Raw genomic sequence first — 19,379 nt, forward strand, 5'->3', positions numbered from 1 at the left:
AAAATTACGGATCGGACATGTGGGTCCTCAGAACCCCTGCGTCTTGGGCTCGGACGCGCGAGGGGTGCGTCGTCAAATAATAAGGGCGGACGGATGAATTCGAGTACCTTGAAGTGGCTGATGGTCGGGGGTGTCGCCTACGGCGCGTTGCTCGCTGGCGGCGTTGCCCAGGCGCAGGAGGACAGCTCCACCGCCGTTGAAGAAGTGGTCGTCACCGGCTCGCGTATCGCCCGGCCCGACTATGTCGCCAACAGCCCGATCGTGTCCGTCGGCCAAGCGGCCATCGAGAACACCGGACAGGTGACCGTCGAAAAGTCGCTGTCGCAGATGCCCCAATTCTCCGGCTCGTTCGGCCAGGGCAACACTGGCTCGACCTCGACCGGCCTCAATGGCGGCCAGTCCTACGCCTCGCTGCGCGGCCTCGGCGCCAAGCGCACCCTGATCCTGATGGACGGCCGTCGCCTGCAGCCGTCGAACCCGGACGGTTCGGTCGACCTCAACACCATCCCTGAAGCCCTTATCGAGAACGTTGAAGTCATCACCGGCGGCGCCTCGACGGCCTACGGTTCGGACGCCACCGCCGGCGTCGTGAACTTCCGCCTGAAGCGCAACTTCGACGGCATCACGGTCGACAGCCAGTACGGCATCTCGGAACACGGCGACGGCGAGTCCTTCAAGGTTTCGCTCACCGCCGGCCGGGCGTTCGACGAGGGCCGCGGCCGCGCCGTTCTGTCGGTTGACTACACCAACCGCGACATCGCGCTGCAGAGCGCCCGCGACTGGTTCGTCTTCCGCCTGACGACGCCGGGTCTGTCGACCATCCCGCAAGGCACCGTGCTGTTCGGCGCGAACCTGCCGACCCTGGCTTCGGTCAACGGCGTGTTCGTTGGCCAGTACGGCACGGCCGCGCTGCCGGGCAACGCTGCCGGCCGTTACACCGGCCAAATCGGCTTCAATACCGACCAGACGATCTTCTCGACCGCCGGCGTGCGGGTGCAGAACTTCCGCGACCCCCAGACCAACACCGCGTACATCGTCAACTCGAACGCCTCGGGCAGCCAACAGCAGGTCAACTTCGGCTATGACGGCGCCTCGATGCAGTCGGATCTCGACCGCTATTCGGTGTTCGGCAAGATCGACTATGACCTGACCGACAATCTCCGGTTCTTCACGCAGTTCACCTTCACGGACTACGAGTCGGTCGGCATTTCGAACCCGACCCTGGCCTCGAACGTCTACGGCCTGACCGTTCCGGTCTCGAACCCGTTCATTCCGGCCGACTTCCGCGGCATCCTGGCTTCGCGTCCCACCCCCGGCGCAGACTTCACCTTCTACAAGGCTCTGGACATCCTCGGCCCGCGGATCCAGCGCTATGAGTACACCGTCTACCAGCTGACCAGCGGCCTCTCGGGCGACGTCGGCTTCAAGGACTGGACCTGGGACGCCTACGCTTCGTTCTCGAAGGCCAAGTTCGACAACGAGCAGACCGGCGGCGCCAGCGCCAGCGCTGTCAATCGCCTGCTGCGCAGCCCCACCGGCGGCACCGAGTACTGCACCGGCGGCTGGAACCCCTTCGGCAACCTGACCCCGTCGGGCGACTGCATCCGCTACATCAGCCGCCGCACGCTGAACCAGAACGAGCTGGAACAGCGCATCGTTGAAGCCAGCGTCCAGGGCGGCCTGTTCGAACTGCCTGCCGGCGAGATCCGCTTCGCGGCCGGCGTCGACTACCGCTCGAACGAGTACACCTTCACCCCGGACACCCAGCTGAACCAGCCCGACGGCACGTCCGACGTGCTGGGCTACAGCGTGCTGCGCGACGCCTCCGGCTCGGTCGACACCTACGAAGCCTTCGGCGAACTGCTGATCCCGATCGTCAAGGATCTGCCGTTCGTCAAGGAGCTGAACACCAACCTCGGCTACCGCTTCTCGGACTACTCGTCGGTCGGCGCGATCAGCACCTACAAGGTCGACTTCGACTGGTCGGTGATCGACAGCCTGCGCTTCCGCGGCGGCTACAACCGCGCCATCCGCGCCCCGAGCGTCGGCGAACTCTACGCGCCGGTCTCGACGGGTTCGGTCGCCATCGGCACCGCCGGCCCGACCAACACCGACGGCGACCCCTGCGATGTCCGTTCGTCGTTCCGTCAGGGCGCGAACGCCGCTCAGGTCCGGGCGCTCTGCCTGACCCAGGGTGTTCCGACCGCGATCATCGACAGCTACCAGCTCGGTACGGCCCAGGTGTTCGCCCTCACCGGCGGCAACCCGGACCTGCAGGAAGAAACCGCCGACACCTTCTCGTTCGGTGCGGTCGTCACCTCGCCGTTCGAGCACCCGCTGCTGAGCCGCATGTCGGCCTCGATCGACTACTACAGCATCAAGGTGAAGGACGCCGTCGGCAGCCTGCCGATCAAGAACTCCTTCCAGTTCTGCTACAACGCCGGCGGCGCCAACCCGACGTACGATCCGAACAACTACTACTGCCAGCTGATCGCCCGTAACACGGCGTCCGGCGTGCCGCTGAACCCCGTTCAGCCGCTGCAGAACCTTGGTCAGTTCGAAACCACCGGCATCGACTTCCAGTTCGACTGGAACATCGACCTGATGGACGTCGGCCTGAGCGAAGACGCCGGCGCGCTGGCGATCAACGTCTCTATCGGCTGGTTGGACCAGTTCAAGATCCAGAACCTGCCGAACGCGGCGACCTACGACTACGCCGGCACCTGGGGTACGGCCGTCGAGACCAGCGCCGGTCAGGCTCACCCGGAATGGAAGTCGGTCACCTCGGCGACCTACACCCGCGGCCCGGCCAGCATCGGCCTCCGTTGGCGCTATATCAGCGAGATGAAGAACTCGGCCGTGGTCGTCAGCCCGAACAGCACCGCGCGTGGTGTGAAGGCCTACAACATCTTCGACCTGAACAGCCGCGTGAAGCTTCCGTGGGAGACCGACCTGCGCTTTGGCGTGAACAACCTGTTCAACCAGAACCCGCCGCAGGCTGGCGACACCGAATACAACTACGACCAACAGAACTACGACGTCATGGGCCGCACCTACTACGTGGGCGTGCGCAAGCGTTTCTAGGACTGAAATCGGAGACAGGGGCGGCCCCACCGCCCCTGTCGCCACAAACCGCTGCGTCCTTGGCGGTGGAGGGCGTCGGTCGAAAGACCGGCGCCCTTCTTGTTTGCGGGAGGTCCTGGCGAGCGGGCAAAAAAAGAGCGCCGGACCCGAAGGCCCGGCGCTCCCTGGCGTCCTGGGGAGACGCCTACTTCTTGGCGACGGCCGGTCCGTAGAGCATGCCGTTGAACAAGAACTTGAAGGTTCCGTAGGACTGCGCGCGCTGGGTCACTTCCGGGCCCATCACGAACAGCTTGCCCTTGCCGACGTCGATATCGAGGACGCCGGTCGAGCCCTTCAGCTTCTCCTGGCCGACGGCCCAGCCGCTGCGCAGCGGAGCATCGGTGTCGAACCATGAGACGCGCGCCACGCCGGTCGCCGAGGCCTTCAGGTTGAAGGTCGGGCTGCGGTCGAAGAACACGTCCACATCCTGCGGGATGCCGTAGGCGAGCGGCTGGCGGTTATCGACCTTGGCGCGCAGCACCGAACCCGGAATGTAGAATTCCTTGTTCGACAGGCCGGCGACCTTGTCGCCGTCCTTCTTGGCCACGGCCACCTCGACCGGCGCGCCGATCACGGTCGCCAAGCGCGACGACGAGCCGATGGTGATCACCGTGCCGCCGTTCTTGGCGAAGTCGGCGACCTGCGGCAGCGTCTTGTCGTCGGTGATCGCGCCCAGCCACGGGTGGAACTCGGCCGGGATATCCTCGGCCTTGGGCTGCGGGAAGGCGCGGCCGGCGCGGAACGGACCGCCCTGCGGAGCCGGGATCACGCCGTCGGCGAAGACCAGGACGTCGTAGTCCTTGGCCAGGTCGCCGGCGTCGAGGCGCTTCGGATAGACCACCTCGAAGGGCGCTTCGAACTGTTCGAACAGCCAGCGGTTCCAGCCCGAGGGCATCGACCCGCCGTAGACGTCGACCAGACCGATGCGGACCGGCTTCAGGGGCAGGGCTTCGCCCGCGGGCTTGGCGCCCACGGCGAAGGCGTCGATGCCGAGATCCTTCACGCCCTTGGCGATCACCGCCTGGGCTTCGGCCGAGGCCGGGACCCAGATGGCGCCGGGACCGAAGCTGTCCTTGCCGGCCTTGGCGCCGTCCTTCAGCCAGAACACCGGCTGACCAGCCTTCAGCAGGCGGTTGGTCAGGGTGAAGCTCTGGTTGGTCTCGTGGCTGATCAGCCAGCCCGCCTTGCCCGAACCCTTCACCGAACCCGACTGCACGGGAACGAGGTCCGGCAGGCGTTCGGTCGGGGCTTCGAAGCCGTCCAGGATGCGGTCGAACTTGATCCCCATCTGGTAGGCCAGGGTGTAGCCGGTGATGTCGTACGGCGCCTTGGGCGGGCCGCCCGGGTACTCGAGGTCGTGCGGGTGGTCCTGCGGCTCGAACATGTCGAGGACGTGCGGACGATAGGCCTGCGCCGCCTTCACGACATACGATCCGGCCGGATAGGTCTTGTCGCCGACCTTGAACGACTTGGTCGCACGATCGACGTCGACGCCGGTCTTGATCAGCGCGTTCACGAACGCGGTGACGGTCGGCATGTCGGCCTGGTCGGACGGGATGATGAAGCCGCGCGGATCGCGGGCTTCGGGCTTTTGCAGGACGCCATAGAGCTTCGGATCGACCGCGCCGGCGCGGCCGAAGAACGATGCCATCATTTCGTCCTCGCCCGCGGGCTTGGCGTTCTTGGCCGCCTCGTTCAGTTCGTCGATCTTGGTCGGCGTGGTCGTCCAGCTGTCCTTGGAGCCGCGCTCGATGCTGTTCGCGCCCATCTTGTAGATGTTCGACAGCAGGCGTTCGCGGTTGCGCGAGGCGTAGTCGATGACCGCGCGGTTCATCGTCCACTGGTACTCGACGGTCTGCGACAGATGCCAGGTCTGCGGCGCGATCGGCATGGGCCGGTCGCCGTTCGGCAGCTGCAGGTTCGGCACCAGCTTCACGGTCTCGGGGGTCGGGCCGCCGATGATCTCGGTCAGCAGGCCGATCGAGTTGTGGAAGTAGGCGATCGAGCGTTCCATCCCGTTGTGCCAGGTGGAGTAGGACGCGGCGCTGCGCGCGCCCGAGCCGGGCTTGTCCTCGGCGACCAGACGGCTGTGCATGGCCATCCCGACTTCCTGCAGGGAGGTCATGACCAGCGGGTCATAGTTGTAGTTGAAGGGGTCGCGGAACGGAGGAACGAAGACGACCATGCCCGTCGGGCCGGTCTGGTGCTGGTTGAAGATGATCTGCGGGAACCACTCGCGGAACAGCTGCTTGTTGACGTTGGTCGTCTCAGCCATCTGCGACATGTAGCTGTCGCGGTTGTTATCGTGGCCGACGTACTTCTGGTAGAGGCGGGGGATCGAGTAGAACTCGCGCTTCTTGGGGTCCTCGTGACGCATGTACCAGTCGGACACGAGTTCCATGCCGTCCGGATTGTCGTGCGCGAACAGGATGATCACGTCGTCCAGCATGCGCAGGGTCTCAGGGTCGTTCTGAGACAGCATGCGGTAGAGCACCTGGATCTGCCCCTGGGACGTCACCGTCTCCGTGGCGTGCAGGCCGGCGTCGATCCAGACAATGGCCTTGCCCTCGGCCGCCAGCTTGGCGGCTTCTTCCTTGGACAGGCCTTCAGCCTTGGCCAGGCGCTTGGAAATCGCCTTGTAGTGATCGAGCTTGGCGAGGTTGGCGGGCGAGGAGACCACAGCCATCCATTGCGTGCGGCCCTCTTCGGACTTTCCGAAGTCGACCAGCTTCATGCGGTCGGATTGGCCCGCCAGCGTCTTCAGGTAGGCCTCGTAGGCCGTGTAGTCGGCGAGGAAATAGTCGCTGCCCGGATTCTGGGCGAAGGCCTCGGTCGGCGGGGTGATGGTCGCCGCGTTGGCGGCTCCGCCCATGATCATGACCAACGCCAGTGCGGCGCCCGTCATTGCGTGTTTTCGCGTCATTCCATCCCCCGTCTCGTTTGCCAGAACAGGCAGCCCTACAAATGGACCTGCCTCAGTAGACGAGACGCAAGCGGGGTTCGATTCCGCACCTCTGGTTGCGGAACAATTTTAAGGGGGCGGGAGGATACCGACCCGCAGAAAAGCAGGCGGGATCGGATCTGCTGATCCGATCCCGCCTGGCGGCTTACTCGGCGCCGCCGGCCTTGCGGTAGTCGAGCGGCGGCTTGCGGTCGCCGACCATCGCCTTGTAGGCGAAGTCAGCGCCCTGACGCTCTTTCAGCTCGGCCTTGGCCTGGGCGATCAGCTCGGGGTTGGACAGCAGCTCGGCGCCCGTGAGCGAGAGCGTCTTGGCGGCCACGGCCGCGCCCTTCAGGCCGATGCTCATGCCCGCGGCGGCCACGTTCTGCCAGCTGTGGCCGGCCGAGCCGGGCACGAAGGTGGCCGTGGAGAGGCCAACGGTCGGGGTGACCCACGAGACGTCCGCCACGTCGGTCGAACCGCCGCCGGCGTCGCCCGAGGTGTCGGCGTCCTTGTACGGCTGGATCTTGCCCACCGAGGAGAGGTCGCCGCCGCCGTTCGGCAGCGACTTGGCCAGTTCCTGAGCGAACTTGGTCTCTTCCGGGGTCCAGGTGATCCCGCCGACGCTGTTCAGCGACTGGTACATGACCTTGCCGAGCACGTCGTTGGGCAGGAGGTTGTAGACGCCGCCGGTCTGTTCGAACTCGACCTTGGTGTTGGTGATCATCGCCGCGCCTTCGGCGGCCTTCTTGACGCGGTCCATGACGTTGACCACGACCTTCGGGTCGGCGTTACGCACGTAGTAGTAGACCTCGGCGAAGTCCGGCACCACGTTCGGGGCCTTGCCGCCGTTGGTGACGACGTAGTGGATGCGGGTGCGGTCGGGGATGTGTTCGCGCAGGTAGTTGTTGGCGACGTTCATGATCTCGACGCCGTCCAGCGCCGAGCGACCGGCCCACGGCGCGCCCGAGGCGTGGCTGGATTGGCCATAAAAGCGGAACTTGCCGCTGATGTTGGCCATCGAGGTGCCCTGGTTGGCCGAGTTGGTGTTGCCCGGGTGCCAGTGCAGCGTGATGTCCACGTCGTTGAACAGGCCGTCGCGGACCATGTAGACCTTGCCGGAGCCGCCTTCTTCGGCGGGGGTGCCGTAGACGCGCACTTCGCCCTGCACCTTGTTGGCCACCATCCACTGCTTCAGCGCCACGGCGCCGGCGACCGAGGCGGCGCCGAACAGGCTGTGGCCGCAGCCATGGCCGTTGTCTTGCCCGGCGACCGGCTGCTTGGTGGGGGCGGCGGCCTGCGACAGGCCCGGCAGGGCGTCGAACTCGGCCAGGATGGCGATAACCGGGCCATTGCCGTTCTTGAAGCTGGCGACGAAGCCGGTCGGTTCACCCGCGACGCCGGCCTGGACCTTGAAGCCCGCGGCCTTCAGTTGGTCCTGGAGGAGGGCGCTGCTTTTGACTTCCTGATAGCCGAGCTCGGCGTAGCTCCAGATCTTCAGGGCCGCGTCATTCATCTTCGGGGTGTACGCGTCGACGGCCGCGGTGAGCTGGGTCTTGTCAGCGGCGGTGAGCGGGGCGGCGGTGGCGGCGGAAGCCGCAAGCCAGGCAGTAGCGCAGAGCGCGCTGGTCGCCAGCGCCTTCGAAATCAGTTTCATGGGTCCTCCAGGGCGGCGGCGCATTAGGGCGCCGCCGCTTCTCAAGACGCAGCTGCGTCTGAAATCCTCACTCTCCCGCGGGCGGGTAGAGGTCGATTGTGTCAGGAGAAGTGTCGCCGGCCTTGACCATGCCGTAGGCCTCGAGCGTGGCCACGAAACCGGTGACGTCGCCAGACTTGAAGCGGCCGCTGAGCGGTGTCGCGGCAAGCGCCGGATCGGCGATGCGCACCTTGCGGGTCGAGTAACGGTTCATTTCCTGGACGATCGAGGCCAGCGGACGATTCTCGAACACCAGGCTGCCTTCACGCCAGCTGGTCAGCTCGGCGAGATTTCGTTTTTCCAGGGTCCAGGGCGCGTCGCCTGTCTGCGCCAGGTGATGGCCGGGGATCATCTCGACGCTGGCGCCGGGGCCGCCCACGCGGACCTTGCCTTCGATCAGGCTGACCGACCATTGCCCCGGATCGACGCGAACGTCGAATGCGGTGCCGAGCGCCGTGACCGTCCGTCCAGCGGCGGTGACGACGAAGGGCTTTTCCGCGTTCTTGGCGACCTGGAAGTACGCCTCGCCACGGACCAGAGTCAGGCCGCGTCGGCGATCCCACTCGTCGAGACGCACTTCGGTGTCGGTGCTGAGGGTGACCTTCGAGCCGTCCTTCAAGGTGACGACCTGCTGACCCCCGACCGCGGTCCGATAGACTGCGATGGCCTGAGGCGCTGCGGCCACCACGACGGGCGGTGCGGCGCTGTCTTGCGCCTGGCGCCAGGAGCCATACCCAAGCAGCGAGCCCGCGGTGACGATGGTTGCCGCGATGCCGGCCGCCCAACGCAGGTGGGGGCGGCGTCGGCCGGCGGCCAAGTCAGCCTTCAGCGCCTCGCGCGCAGCCAGGATCTGAGCATCTTCCTTGAGCTCGTCCATGCGATCCCAGGCGCCGCTTACCAGCGCCCAGTCGTCACGATGGGCCGGATCGGCCGCCAGCCAGGTCTCGAAGTCGCTCTGCACACGCCTGTCGCCAGGGTGGCGCTGCAAACGCACAAACCACGACGCGGCGTCCGGATTACCGGAAAGACCGATTTGTCGTTGGTTGTCGTTCATCGAATTCCTGCAGCCGGAGCGAGACGGTCCGGAGAGCCTTGGTGACGTGTTTCTCGACGGCGCTGACGGAGATGCCAAGTTGCGCCGCTGCAACCTTGTAGCTCAAGCCCTCGAAGCGGACGAGCATGAATGCCGCGCGAGTGCGGGGAGAAAGTTGATTCAAGGCCTCCAGGGCCACGGAAGCTTCCTGTTTGGCCTGCAAGATTCGGTCAGGCGACAGCTCGTCGAGCGGATGGTGGGCTTCTTCGAGTTCGCAGTGGGCGCCCCGGCGCCTCACTGTGTCGCGGCGGCGGCGGTCCAAGAGAACATTGGTCGCGGTCTGGAAGATGAAGCTGGAAAGGTTCGTCACCTCTCCGCCTTGCCGACGGTTGTGCAGTCGCAGGAGCACTTCCTGAATCAGGTCGTCGATCTCGTGACCATCGGCTCTTCGCCGAAAGAACGCGCGTAAGGCTTGCTGGTAGGGGATCGACGCGTGCGCTAATCCCTCCGGCTCGCCCCTGGCACCGGTCGTTTCCGCCCACGCCATGGAATTTCCCGAACACCCCGATTTGTCTTATTGATGTCATCGTTGTTGATGGGGGCGCCCAGGTCAATGACGTTTGGGGAGGGGAGCCGCACACTTGGCTCCCTGCTGTGTTTTCGGGCAACGGTGGGGCGGTCGTCGGCGCCATGTGGGCGGAGAGCGGCAAAGAGCGCACTGGCTGGCGGGTTGGGCTGGCCATAGAAGGTTGTCTGTCGGAAGGCCGTGGCGTTGGCGCGGAGCCTTGTAGCCGTTGAGTATTCTCCGTCTCGGGATTGTTGTCGCGTGTGTGTCGTGCGCCGTCTTGCCTGGGACGGCGACCGCCGCCGGCCGCAAGGCGCAATTCTCCATTCCAGCAGGCGCGCCGCTGGATCGGGCGCTGACGCAGTTTTCCGCTCAGAGCGATCGCGACATCCTGTTCACGCCGGCGATGGTCGCTGGACGCCGCAGCAAGGGTGTCTGGGGGCGAATGGATTCAGACGCCGCGCTCGAGACATTGCTGCGGGGCTCCGGGCTTACATGGCGCGAGTTCCAGGGCCGCTATCTGGTCGAGCACGCGGGCCTGGAGAAGACCGCGATCGAGTCCGCGGCCGAGGTCGAGGGCGTGGTTGTGACGGCCTTGCGAAGGCCCACTCTGGATCGGCTCACGCCGATGTCGGTGCGCGCCTTCTCCGGTGAGGAGCTCACCCGCGCGGGCGCTGCGACCTTCACCCAGGCCGCGAACCTGCTGCCCGGGCTCACCCAGACCAGCACCGGGACCGGCCGCAACCGCTTCAGCCTTCGCGGCGTCTCCGGCTCGGGCGAGGCGACCACCGCCCTCTATTACGACGACATCCCGGTGACGGGGCCGAGCGGGACGACCGCCGATCCCGGCGGCTCCTCGCCCGAGTTCCTGCTGGTCGACGTCGATCGGCTGGAATTGCTGCGCGGTCCCCAGGGCACGCTCTATGGCTCGAGCGCCATGGGCGGAGCGCTGAAGGTGGTCTTCAAGCGGCCGGACCTGTCGAATCCCAGCGCCTCGCTGGCCGCGGAGATGTCGACGAACGCGGGCGAGTGGGGGCAGGCGCAGACCCTGGTGCTCAATCAGCCGCTCGTTCAGGACAAGGTCGGCTTGCGGCTGGCGGTCTATCACCGCCGTGATCCAGCCTATCTCGACAACCGGCGACTTGGCCTGGCCAGGGTCAATGAGGGCTCCACCTCCGGCGCTCGCCTCGGGGTCGGCTTCGAGCTCGAAGGCGACCTGCAGATCAACTTGACCGCGGCGCACCAGGATACGCGCGAAGGCGACACCAGCGGCGGCTGGCTGGGCGCCCCGTCCAACGTTTCCTACGCCTATGTCCGCACCCCGTTCGACAGCCTCATGACCATGTACGAAGGGGCGCTGGTCTGGCGCGTCTCCGGCGTGCGCCTCTCAGCCAACGTGGCGTCGTACACTTGGAAGAGCACGCGCCAGATCGACTATACCGGCACCTTGCAGAGCGAGCGGCTGAGCCTCGACGGCTGCAAGCGCTACCTGCAGATCTCGGCCCTTGGGGCCTGCACGCCTGGCCAGCTCGATCTCTACTCGGCCTATGTCGACAGCCGCGCGCCGGGACTGCTCTACCAGCCGATCGATCTGAAAGCGGACGTGCAGGAAGTGCGGCTGCAGTCGGATACGTCAGGATTCTTCGCGTGGACGGCGGGGCTGTTCCGCGAGGCGCGCAGCGACACGATCGACAGTCAGGTGATCGTGGCCGATCCGGCCACGGGCCTGCCACGCCACGGCGACTTCACCGGACGGCGCATTGTCGCCAGCCGGCTCTCGCAACGCGCTGTGTTCGGAGAGGTGACCCTGGGCGCAGACCGCGACACGTCCTTCGTGCTCGGCGCTCGCCACTTCGTCTACGACAAGCTGACCCAGGGCGAGGCCCTGATCGTCAACGTGATCTCGAATACGACCGAGGCCAACTTCCGCAACATGACCGGCGAGAGCGGCTGGAGCCTGAAGCTGCTGGCCAGCCATCGCTTCAGCCCGACCACCATGGGCTATGCACAGGCGTCCCAGGGGTTCCGGCCGGGCGGGGTCAACACCGTGCCTGGGTTGCCGCCGAACGTCGCCGCCTATGGCGCAGATGGGCTGTGGAACTACGAGCTCGGGATTAAGAGCTCCTGGCTCAACAACCGGCTGACCCTCAGCGCCGCGCTCTACCACATCGACTGGCGCGACATGCAGTACACCGCCAACAGCACCAACGGGGCGTTCTCGTTCATCACCAATCTGGGGCGGGCGCGGGTGAACGGGCTTGAGGCCGATGCCAGTTTCGTTCTCAGCCCGGCTTTGCGGGGCGGGGCGAACCTGGCCCTGACCGATGCGATCCTCACCAGCGACCAGGCAAGCGATGTCGGCATCGGGCTGGGCGCTTCGGGCGATCACATTCCGGCCGTGCCGCGGGTGGCTGCTGACGGCTGGGTCGAGTATCGGCGCGACCTGGCGGCGGGGCTGGAACTCATGCTCCGCGCGGACGCCGCCTATGTCGGCCGTTCGCACAGCACCTTCGATCCGGGCGTCGGTTCGGACGTGGCCCTCGGCGACTACTGGCTGGTCAACACGCGGGCGGTTCTTCGCAGCGCGGACTGGACCCTGAGCGCCTTTGTCGAGAATCTGACCGACACCGACGATCCGAGTTTCGCCACGACGGGCCGCCAGCCGCTGACTTTCGCGCCGCGTCCGCGCCGCTTCGGCGTCGCCGCCACCTACGAATTCTGACATCGGTTCTGGAGATGCGTCAGATCCGGTCGTAGAATTGGCTGTGGCGCAAGAAGAACATCTTGTGAACCCAGAACAAAGCGCGTACGCCTTGTTCCAGCGGCCGACGACGCCTTTTGAGGCTCGGACTGTCGGGTTGGAATCATGAAACAAGGAGCGCCTTGCAATGAGTCAGTCGGCGTTAAAGCTCGTGGGACGAGAAGAAGGCGATAAGCAACGCGCTCTGGAAGCGGCGATTGCGCAGATCGATCGGGCCTTTGGCAAAGGCTCGGTGATGAAGCTTGGCTCCAAGAGCCAGATCGAGGTCGAGGCGGTTTCCACCGGCTCGCTGGGCCTCGATATTGCGCTCGGCATCGGCGGTTTGCCGAAGGGCCGTGTGGTCGAGATCTACGGGCCGGAAAGCTCCGGCAAGACGACGCTCGCCCTGCATGTGGTGTCTGAGGTCCAGAAGGCGGGCGGCGTCGCAGCCTTCGTGGACGCCGAGCACGCGCTCGACCCCGCCTACGCCCGCAAGCTGGGCGTGAACCTGGACGACCTGCTGGTGTCGCAGCCCGACACCGGCGAGCAGGCGCTGGAGATCACCGACACCCTGGTGCGTTCGGGCGCCGTTGACATCATCGTCATCGACTCCGTCGCGGCTCTGACGCCGAAGGCCGAGATCGAGGGCGAAATGGGCGACAGCCTGCCCGGCCTTCAGGCCCGCCTGATGAGTCAGGCCCTGCGCAAGCTGACCGCCTCGATCTCTAAAGCCGGCACCTTGGTCATCTTCATCAACCAGATCCGCATGAAGATCGGAGTGATGTACGGCAGCCCTGAGACGACGACGGGCGGCAACGCCTTGAAGTTCTACGCCTCAGTGCGCCTGGACATCCGTCGCACCGGTTCGGTCAAGGTGCGCGACGAGATCGTCGGCAACAATGTCCGCGTGAAGGTGGTGAAGAACAAGGTCGCGCCTCCCTTCCGCGAGGTCGAATTCGACATCATGTACGGCGAGGGCATCTCCAAGCTCGGCGAGATCATCGATCTGGGCGTCAAGGCCGGGGTCGTTGAGAAGTCCGGCTCGTGGTTCTCGTGGAACTCGACGCGCATCGGTCAAGGGCGCGACAACGCTCGGGAATTCCTCAAGAACAACCCGGACATCGCTCAACAGATCGAACGGCAGGTCCGCGGCGCCAAAGAGGTGATCGAGGAAGAACTGCTGGTCGGTCCGACCGGCGACGAAGACGCCGAAGACTAGGATCCGCATCGCCGGAGCGGCCGCCACGGCCGCTCGGAACCGGACGCGTCCAACCCGACGTCCGGACCCGCCCGAGCAGGTCGAGCCCCCGCGCGACCGCTTCCAGTGATGCGCAAGGACGCTTGGACGCACGTCGTCCAAGCGTCCTTTTCCTTTGCGGGCGTCAACAAAATCCGTAAACGGTCGCGCGCGGGGCGGCGCAACGGTGCGCGAGCCCCTATCTATTTTCTCCATTTTCAAGTCCGACGAGCCATGCCGAGCCTCAACGAAATCAGAAGCGCGTTCCTGGGCTATTTCGAGAAGAATGATCACTTGATCATTCCTTCGGCGCCGCTCGTGCCGCAGAACGACCCGACCCTGTTGTTCGTCAACGCGGGCATGGTCCCGTTCAAGAACTACTTCACCGGGGCCGAGACGCCGCCGGCGCCCCGCGCCGCGTCGTCCCAGAAGTCCGTGCGCGCCGGCGGCAAGCACAACGACCTCGACAACGTCGGCTACACGGCGCGTCACCACACCTTCTTCGAAATGCTGGGGAACTTCTCGTTCGGCGACTACTTCAAGGCCGGCGCTATCGAGCACGCCTGGACGCTGCTGACCAAGGAATTCAAGATTCCGGCGGAGAAGCTGTGCGTCACCGTCTACCACACCGACGACGAGGCGGCCGAACTCTGGAAGAAGATCGCCGGCCTGCCGGATGAGAAGATCATCCGCATCTCGACCAACGACAATTTCTGGTCGATGGGCGACACCGGCCCCTGCGGTCCCTGCTCGGAAATCTTCTACGACCACGGCGCCCACATCCCCGGCGGCCCGCCCGGCAGCCCGGATGAGGACGGCGATCGGTTCGTCGAGATCTGGAACCTGGTCTTCATGCAGTTCGAGCAGTTCGCCGATGGCCGGCGGATCGATCTGCCCAAGCCGCAGATCGATACCGGTATGGGCCTCGAGCGCGTCGCTGCGGTGCTCCAGGGCGTCCACGACAACTATGACGTCGACCTGTTCCGCACTCTGATCGCGGCCTCGAAGAACCTCGTTGGGGACGGCACCAACGGTCCCTCGCACCGGGTTATCGCCGACCACCTCCGTTCGACCAGCTTCCTCATCGCCGATGGCGTCTCGCCGTCGAACGAAGGCCGCGGCTATGTCCTGCGCCGGATCATGCGCCGCGCCATGCGCCACGCGCACCTGCTGGGCGCCGAGGAGCCGTTGATGCACCGCCTGGCGCCGGTCCTGGTCGCCGAAATGGGCGAGGCCTATCCTGAGCTGCGCCGTGCCGAGCCGGTGATCGTCGAGACCCTGCGCCAGGAAGAGGAGCGGTTCCGCCGCACCCTGGGCCGCGGCATGACGCTGCTGGACGAGGCGACCGCCAAGATGAACGCGGGCGACATGCTCTCGGGCGAGACGGCCTTCAAACTCTACGACACCTATGGCTTCCCGCTCGACCTCACCCAGGACGCGGTGCGCAACAAGGGCATCAGCGTCGATCTGGCGGGCTTCGAGGACGCCATGAAGCGTCAGCGCGATCAGGCGCGCGAGGCCTGGACCGGCTCTGGCCAGTCCGCCCAGGGAGCTGAATGGTTCGCCATCCGCGAGCGGCTCGGCGCGACCCAGTTCCTCGGCTACGACACCACCGAAGCGACCGGCAAGCTGTTGGCCCTGGTGACCGGCGGCGCTGAAATCGGCGAAGCCAAGAGCGGCCAAACCGTCCTGGCGATCTTCGATCGCACGCCGTTCTACGCCGAAAGCGGCGGTCAGGCCGGCGACGTCGGCGAGATCGAATGGAACGGCGGCAAGGCGCGGGTGCTCGACACTCAGAAGCAGGCCGGCGACCTCTTCGTGCACGAGATCGAGATCCTGCAGGGTGAACTCGCGATCGGCGCGGAAGCACGACTGGCCGTGGATCCGGACCTGCGCACCACGACCCGCGCCAATCACTCGGCAACCCATCTGCTGCACGCGGCCCTGCGCAACGTCCTGGGCCCCCACGTGTCGCAGAAGGGCCAGATGGTCGACGGGGAACGCATCCGCTTCGACTTCAGCCACGGCGGGCCGCTGACGGCCGAGGAAATCGATCGGATCGAGACCGAAGTGAATGCGGTCGTTCGTCAGAACCTCCCGGCGGTGACCCAGGAGATGGCGCCCGACCAGGCCATCGAGGCCGGCGCCATGGCGCTGTTCGGTGAAAAGTACGGCGAATCGGTGCGCGTGCTCTCGCTCGGCAAGGCGCTGAGCGGCGAGGGCGACTACTCGGTGGAACTCTGCGGCGGGACCCACGTGGCGCGCACGGGCGACATCGCGCTCTTCAAGATCGTCTCCGAGGGCGGCGTGGCGGCGGGCGTGCGTCGGATCGAGGCCCTGACCGGCGAGGCGGCGCGCCGTTGGCTGATCGAACAGGCGAACGTCGCCAAGGCGCTGGCCGACCAGTTCAAGACGCCGGTCGCCGAAGTGGCCGCTCGCGTCGAGGCGCTGGAAGCCCAGCGTCGCAAGCTCGAGAAGGATCTCGCCGAAGCCAAGCGCCAACTGGCCATGGGCGGCGGGGCGGGCGGCGCCGCTGCCGGACCCGAGGATATCGGCGGCGTGCAGGTGATTGCTCGCGTCATGGAAGGCGTCGGCGGCAAGGACCTGCGTCCCATCGCCGAGGAGTTCAAGAAGCAGCTGCCCGACGGCGTCATCGCGCTGGTCGGATCGGCCGAGGGCAAGGCGGCGGTCACCGTCGCCGTCACTGGCGCGGCCGCCGGCAAGTTCAGCGCTGTCGAGTTGGCCAAGGCCGCCGTGCTGGCGATGGGCGGACAGGGCGCCGGCGGGCGTCCGGACTTCGCTCAAGGCGGCGCCCCGGACGGGGCCAAGGCTCAGGACGGCCTGGCCGCGATCAAGGCGCTACTGACCACCTGATCAGCTTGCCGATCGGCCCTTGGGCTGGCGGCCCGATCAACGTCGAACGCAGTAGAAAGGCCGGGGGCGACCCCGGCCTTTTCATTTGAGCGGATCGGATCAGGGCTTGGTGAAGATGGCGATCTTGTTGCCGGTCACGTCGCGCACATAGGCTCCGTAGAAGCTGGTGGAGTCCGCCGGACGCGGGCCGGGCGCGCCTTCGTCGACGCCGCCGCTGGCCAGGGCCGCGGCATGCGCCGCATCCACGGCCTCCTTGCTCGGGCTGCGGAAGGCGATCATCACGCCGTTGCCGCCCCGCGCCGCCTGACCATCGAAGGGCGGACAGATAAAGGTGTTCGCCTCTTGGCCTTTGGGGCCATAGCCTGCCCAGCCGCTGTCGAAGAATTGGCGCTCATAGCCGATGGCGCCCAGCACCGCGTCGTAGAAGGGCATTGCCTCCTCGACGTTCAGCGCCCCGATCGTGACATAGCCGATCATGTCGTTCGTCTCCCTTGGATCAGGGCGCGAAGCTAACGGCACGAATCGAACAAAACAAGAACGAATGGCTAGTGCTGAACCTTGATCCTGGCATGATCGGGCGCGCCCAGGCCACTACGACAGGCGGCGGGGCGGAACTGCAGGTCGTGGCAGATGCGCACCTCCTGTAGCCGGTTGCCGTCCGCGACCTTGATGTAGAGGCTGTTGCGGCGCAGGCGGGGATTGCGGGCAAGGAACGCCGTCCGTACGTCGCCGGCGGTGACGGTCCTGTCCGCCGCGAAGGACAGGCTAGGCGGGCTGATCGTGCTCCACAGCGCCTGCGCCTTGCCGAAATAGGCCTCCGGCGTCGCCCAGCCGCAGGAACCGTGCGCCGCCCATTCATGCTGTTGCAGGCTTGCCGAGGGGGTCATGCAGTAGTGCTTGCGGACGGTGGCCGCGCTGATGGCCGGCGCGGGGGCGCAGTAACGCGGATGGCGCTTGCCTTTGCCGTTGGGCCAAAGGCCGTGGACGACGAAGCCCATATGGTTCTGCCGGCACTGGAAGCGCGCTTCCTGCGTGCCGCCACGCGTGCGGCACCACTCCGGCGACCAGGTCAGGGCAAGCATGTAGGACGCGATGGGAACATCGCGAGCGACCTCATGGGCGGGCGGTCGTTCCACTGGCGCAGGCGTGACGTGGGACGGAGCCAGGCAGGCCCGCAATGGCCCGGCGATCGCTGGCCCAGCCATCGCCATGGCGACCAGCAACAAGGCCAAGGCCACGCGACTCATTTGGCCGGCGGTGAAGCGGGCAGGCGGATCTGCACGAGCTTCCAGGCGAAGAGGTCGCGGCGCTCGAACGTGAAGATCACGCCTTGCTCGTCGGTCTTCACACCCTTGGCGCGGACCACGAAACGCGCGCGGTTGGGGTCCCAGTAGCGCAGGCGCGGGAAGATCGAACCTCTGGCGGCGTCGGCGGGCCCCGCGCCTGGGGCATAGCCCCTGGCCAAGTCGTAGAGCCCTGGAGCGGTCATGTAGGGATCAAGCGCCGGCGGCACGGGTACGATCGGTTCGATCGCGCGCTTTATCGCGCCGATCGGATCGCTCCAGACGTCGGGGGGCGGCGGCGCGGGGACCGGCTTGGCGGCGACCTGCGGCCGCAGCCCCTGGCGGACGGCCGGATAGTCGACGAGTTGGGCCAGCGCCTGGCCGTCGCCGTCGCGGGCGGCCGCTTTCATGGCCCTGAAAGCAAAGAACGGCGCGGTCGCGAAGACCAGCGCCGTTCCCACGATCAGAGTGACGATCAAGCGGAAGACCGCGCGGCCGAGGCTCCATTGCCCTGGCGCGCGGTCGTTCATGGCCTTAGGCGGGGGTCTTCGCCAAGGCCGCTTCCAGATTGGCGGCGACCTTGTCGATGAAGCCTTCCGTGGTCAGCCAGCCCTGGGTGTCGCCGACCAGCAGCGCCAGGTCCTTGGTCATCGAGCCGGCTTCGACGGTGTCGACGCAGACCTTTTCCAGGGTGTCGGCGAAGTGGGTCAGTTCGGCGTTGCCGTCGAGCTTGGCGCGGTGCTTCAGGCCCTGGGTCCAGGCGAAGATCGAGGCGATCGAGTTGGTCGAGGTCGACTCGCCGCGCTGATGCTGACGGAAGTGGCGGGTCACGGTGCCGTGGGCGGCTTCCGATTCCATGATCTTGCCGTCCGGGGTGATCAGGACGGAAGTCATCAGGCCCAGCGAGCCGAAGCCCTGGGCGACCTGGTCGGACTGCACGTCGCCATCGTAGTTCTTGCAGGCCCAGACGAAGCCGCCGGACCACTTCAGGGCCGAGGCGACCATGTCGTCGATCAGGCGGTGCTCGTAGACAATGCCGGCTTCCTTGAACTTGCCCGCATACTCGGCCTCGTAGACCTCGTTGAAGATGTCCTTGAAGCGGCCGTCATAGGCCTTGAGGATCGTGTTCTTGGTCGAGAGGTAGACCGGGTACTTCCGCTGCAGGCCGTAGTTCAGGCAGGCGTGCGCGAATTCGCGGATCGAATCGTCGAGGTTGTACATGCCCATGGCGACGCCGCCGCCGGGGAACTCGAACACTTCATGCTCGATGGTGTCGCCGTTCTCGCCTTCCCACTTGATGGTCAGGCGGCCCTTGCCGGGCACACGGAAGTCGGTGGCCTTGTACTGGTCGCCGAAGGCGTGACGGCCGACGATGATCGGCTGCGTCCAGCCCGGGATCAGGCGCGGGACGTTCTTGCAGATGATCGGCTCGCGGAAGACGACGCCGCCGAGGATGTTGCGGATCGTGCCGTTCGGCGACTTCCACATCTTCTTCAGGCCGAACTCTTCGACCCGGGCCTCGTCAGGGGTGATCGTGGCGCACTTCACGCCGACGCCGTGACGCTTGATGGCCTCGGCCGCGTCGACGGTGACCTTGTCGTCGGTGGCGTCGCGGTGCTCGATTCCCAGGTCGTAGTAATCCAGATCGATATCCAGATGCGGGAAGATCAGCTTGTCCTTGATCCACTTCCAGATGATGCGGGTCATCTCGTCCCCGTCGATGTCTACGACGGGGTTCGCGACTTTAATCTTGGCCATGAGGGCAGAGCGCTCCGGGGGCGTAACGGCTAGGATAGGGTAGGGTAGATAGGGTAAGGGCCGTATACTAGGCCAAGGCCCAGACGCAAAGGGTGGCTCACCCCCTATTGACCTGCGATGGGCGCGATC

At 66.1% G+C, this 19,379-nt stretch carries 12 protein-coding genes; 4 read left to right on the forward strand and 8 right to left on the reverse strand.

The window, feature by feature from the left end:
• Positions 1–93 precede the first annotated feature (93 nt).
• Positions 94–3,084, forward strand: a complete 2,991-nt coding sequence (locus ASC79_RS17405) for a TonB-dependent receptor domain-containing protein (RefSeq protein WP_082532194.1) — start codon at positions 94–96, stop codon at positions 3,082–3,084.
• Between the two features lie 184 nt (positions 3,085–3,268).
• Here ASC79_RS17405 and ASC79_RS17410 read toward each other — a convergent pair whose 3' ends face one another.
• The 4 genes from ASC79_RS17410 to ASC79_RS17425 all read right to left on the reverse strand — a co-directional run bounded on the left by ASC79_RS17410 (position 3,269) and on the right by ASC79_RS17425 (position 9,340).
• Entirely contained in the window at positions 3,269–6,028 is a 2,760-nt protein-coding gene (locus ASC79_RS17410) for a M14 family metallopeptidase (protein WP_235528758.1), read from the reverse strand.
• 202 nt (positions 6,029–6,230) lie between these two features.
• Entirely contained in the window at positions 6,231–7,721 is a 1,491-nt protein-coding gene (locus tag ASC79_RS17415) for an amidohydrolase (protein WP_082532196.1), read from the reverse strand.
• Between the two features lie 67 nt (positions 7,722–7,788).
• Entirely contained in the window at positions 7,789–8,814 is a 1,026-nt protein-coding gene (locus ASC79_RS17420; protein WP_082532197.1) for a FecR domain-containing protein, read from the reverse strand.
• A complete protein-coding gene (locus tag ASC79_RS17425; protein ID WP_056021512.1) occupies positions 8,777–9,340 on the reverse strand; it encodes an RNA polymerase sigma factor in 564 nt (187 codons plus the stop codon). Before ASC79_RS17425 ends, ASC79_RS17420 begins: the two co-directional genes overlap by 38 nt.
• Positions 9,341–9,638: 298 nt before the next feature.
• Between ASC79_RS17425 and ASC79_RS17430 the strand changes: the two genes are divergently transcribed.
• The 3 genes from ASC79_RS17430 (at position 9,639) to alaS (ending at position 16,209) form a co-directional block, all read left to right on the forward strand.
• Complete coding sequence (locus ASC79_RS17430) at positions 9,639–12,080, forward strand: TonB-dependent receptor (protein ID WP_056106320.1); 2,442 nt, start codon at positions 9,639–9,641, stop codon at positions 12,078–12,080.
• A gap of 166 nt (positions 12,081–12,246) precedes the next feature.
• Positions 12,247–13,317 (forward strand): recombinase RecA, encoded by a 1,071-nt coding sequence (gene recA / locus ASC79_RS17435; protein ID WP_056021505.1) that lies wholly within the window; start codon positions 12,247–12,249, stop codon positions 13,315–13,317.
• A 252-nt stretch (positions 13,318–13,569) separates the two neighbouring features.
• Positions 13,570–16,209, forward strand: coding sequence for an alanine--tRNA ligase (gene alaS / locus ASC79_RS17440; protein WP_056021502.1), 2,640 nt, complete (start codon positions 13,570–13,572; stop codon positions 16,207–16,209).
• 99 nt (positions 16,210–16,308) lie between these two features.
• On the opposite strand, the gene ASC79_RS17445 is transcribed toward alaS, so the two are convergent.
• From ASC79_RS17445 to ASC79_RS17460, 4 genes are all read right to left on the reverse strand, one after another.
• Complete coding sequence (locus tag ASC79_RS17445; protein ID WP_056021499.1) at positions 16,309–16,686, reverse strand: VOC family protein; 378 nt, start codon at positions 16,684–16,686, stop codon at positions 16,309–16,311.
• Between the two features lie 68 nt (positions 16,687–16,754).
• Positions 16,755–17,447 (reverse strand): ribonuclease T, encoded by a 693-nt coding sequence (locus ASC79_RS17450; RefSeq protein ID WP_327082832.1) that lies wholly within the window; start codon positions 17,445–17,447, stop codon positions 16,755–16,757.
• Between the two features lie 5 nt (positions 17,448–17,452).
• Complete coding sequence (locus ASC79_RS17455) at positions 17,453–18,022, reverse strand: DUF2939 domain-containing protein (RefSeq protein WP_056021493.1); 570 nt, start codon at positions 18,020–18,022, stop codon at positions 17,453–17,455.
• A gap of 4 nt (positions 18,023–18,026) precedes the next feature.
• Complete coding sequence (locus tag ASC79_RS17460) at positions 18,027–19,250, reverse strand: NADP-dependent isocitrate dehydrogenase (RefSeq protein ID WP_056021490.1); 1,224 nt, start codon at positions 19,248–19,250, stop codon at positions 18,027–18,029.
• Positions 19,251–19,379 lie beyond the last annotated feature (129 nt).

The organism is Phenylobacterium sp. Root1290, assembly GCF_001425305.1.
GTDB lineage: Bacteria > Pseudomonadota > Alphaproteobacteria > Caulobacterales > Caulobacteraceae > Phenylobacterium.

What these genes read in the sequence shown, in the direction of transcription:
- ASC79_RS17405 (WP_082532194.1), top strand. Translation starts at nt 94, where the DNA reads ATGAATTCGAGTACCTTGAAGTGGCTGATGGTCGGGGGTGTCGCCTAC.
- ASC79_RS17410 (WP_235528758.1), bottom strand. Translation starts at nt 6,028, where the DNA reads ATGACGGGCGCCGCACTGGCGTTGGTCATGATCATGGGCGGAGCCGCC.
- ASC79_RS17415 (WP_082532196.1), bottom strand. Translation starts at nt 7,721, where the DNA reads ATGAAACTGATTTCGAAGGCGCTGGCGACCAGCGCGCTCTGCGCTACT.
- ASC79_RS17420 (WP_082532197.1), bottom strand. Translation starts at nt 8,814, where the DNA reads ATGAACGACAACCAACGACAAATCGGTCTTTCCGGTAATCCGGACGCC.
- ASC79_RS17425 (WP_056021512.1), bottom strand. Translation starts at nt 9,340, where the DNA reads ATGGCGTGGGCGGAAACGACCGGTGCCAGGGGCGAGCCGGAGGGATTA.
- recA (WP_056021505.1), top strand. Translation starts at nt 12,247, where the DNA reads ATGAGTCAGTCGGCGTTAAAGCTCGTGGGACGAGAAGAAGGCGATAAG.
- alaS (WP_056021502.1), top strand. Translation starts at nt 13,570, where the DNA reads ATGCCGAGCCTCAACGAAATCAGAAGCGCGTTCCTGGGCTATTTCGAG.
- ASC79_RS17445 (WP_056021499.1), bottom strand. Translation starts at nt 16,686, where the DNA reads ATGATCGGCTATGTCACGATCGGGGCGCTGAACGTCGAGGAGGCAATG.
- ASC79_RS17455 (WP_056021493.1), bottom strand. Translation starts at nt 18,022, where the DNA reads ATGAACGACCGCGCGCCAGGGCAATGGAGCCTCGGCCGCGCGGTCTTC.
- ASC79_RS17460 (WP_056021490.1), bottom strand. Translation starts at nt 19,250, where the DNA reads ATGGCCAAGATTAAAGTCGCGAACCCCGTCGTAGACATCGACGGGGAC.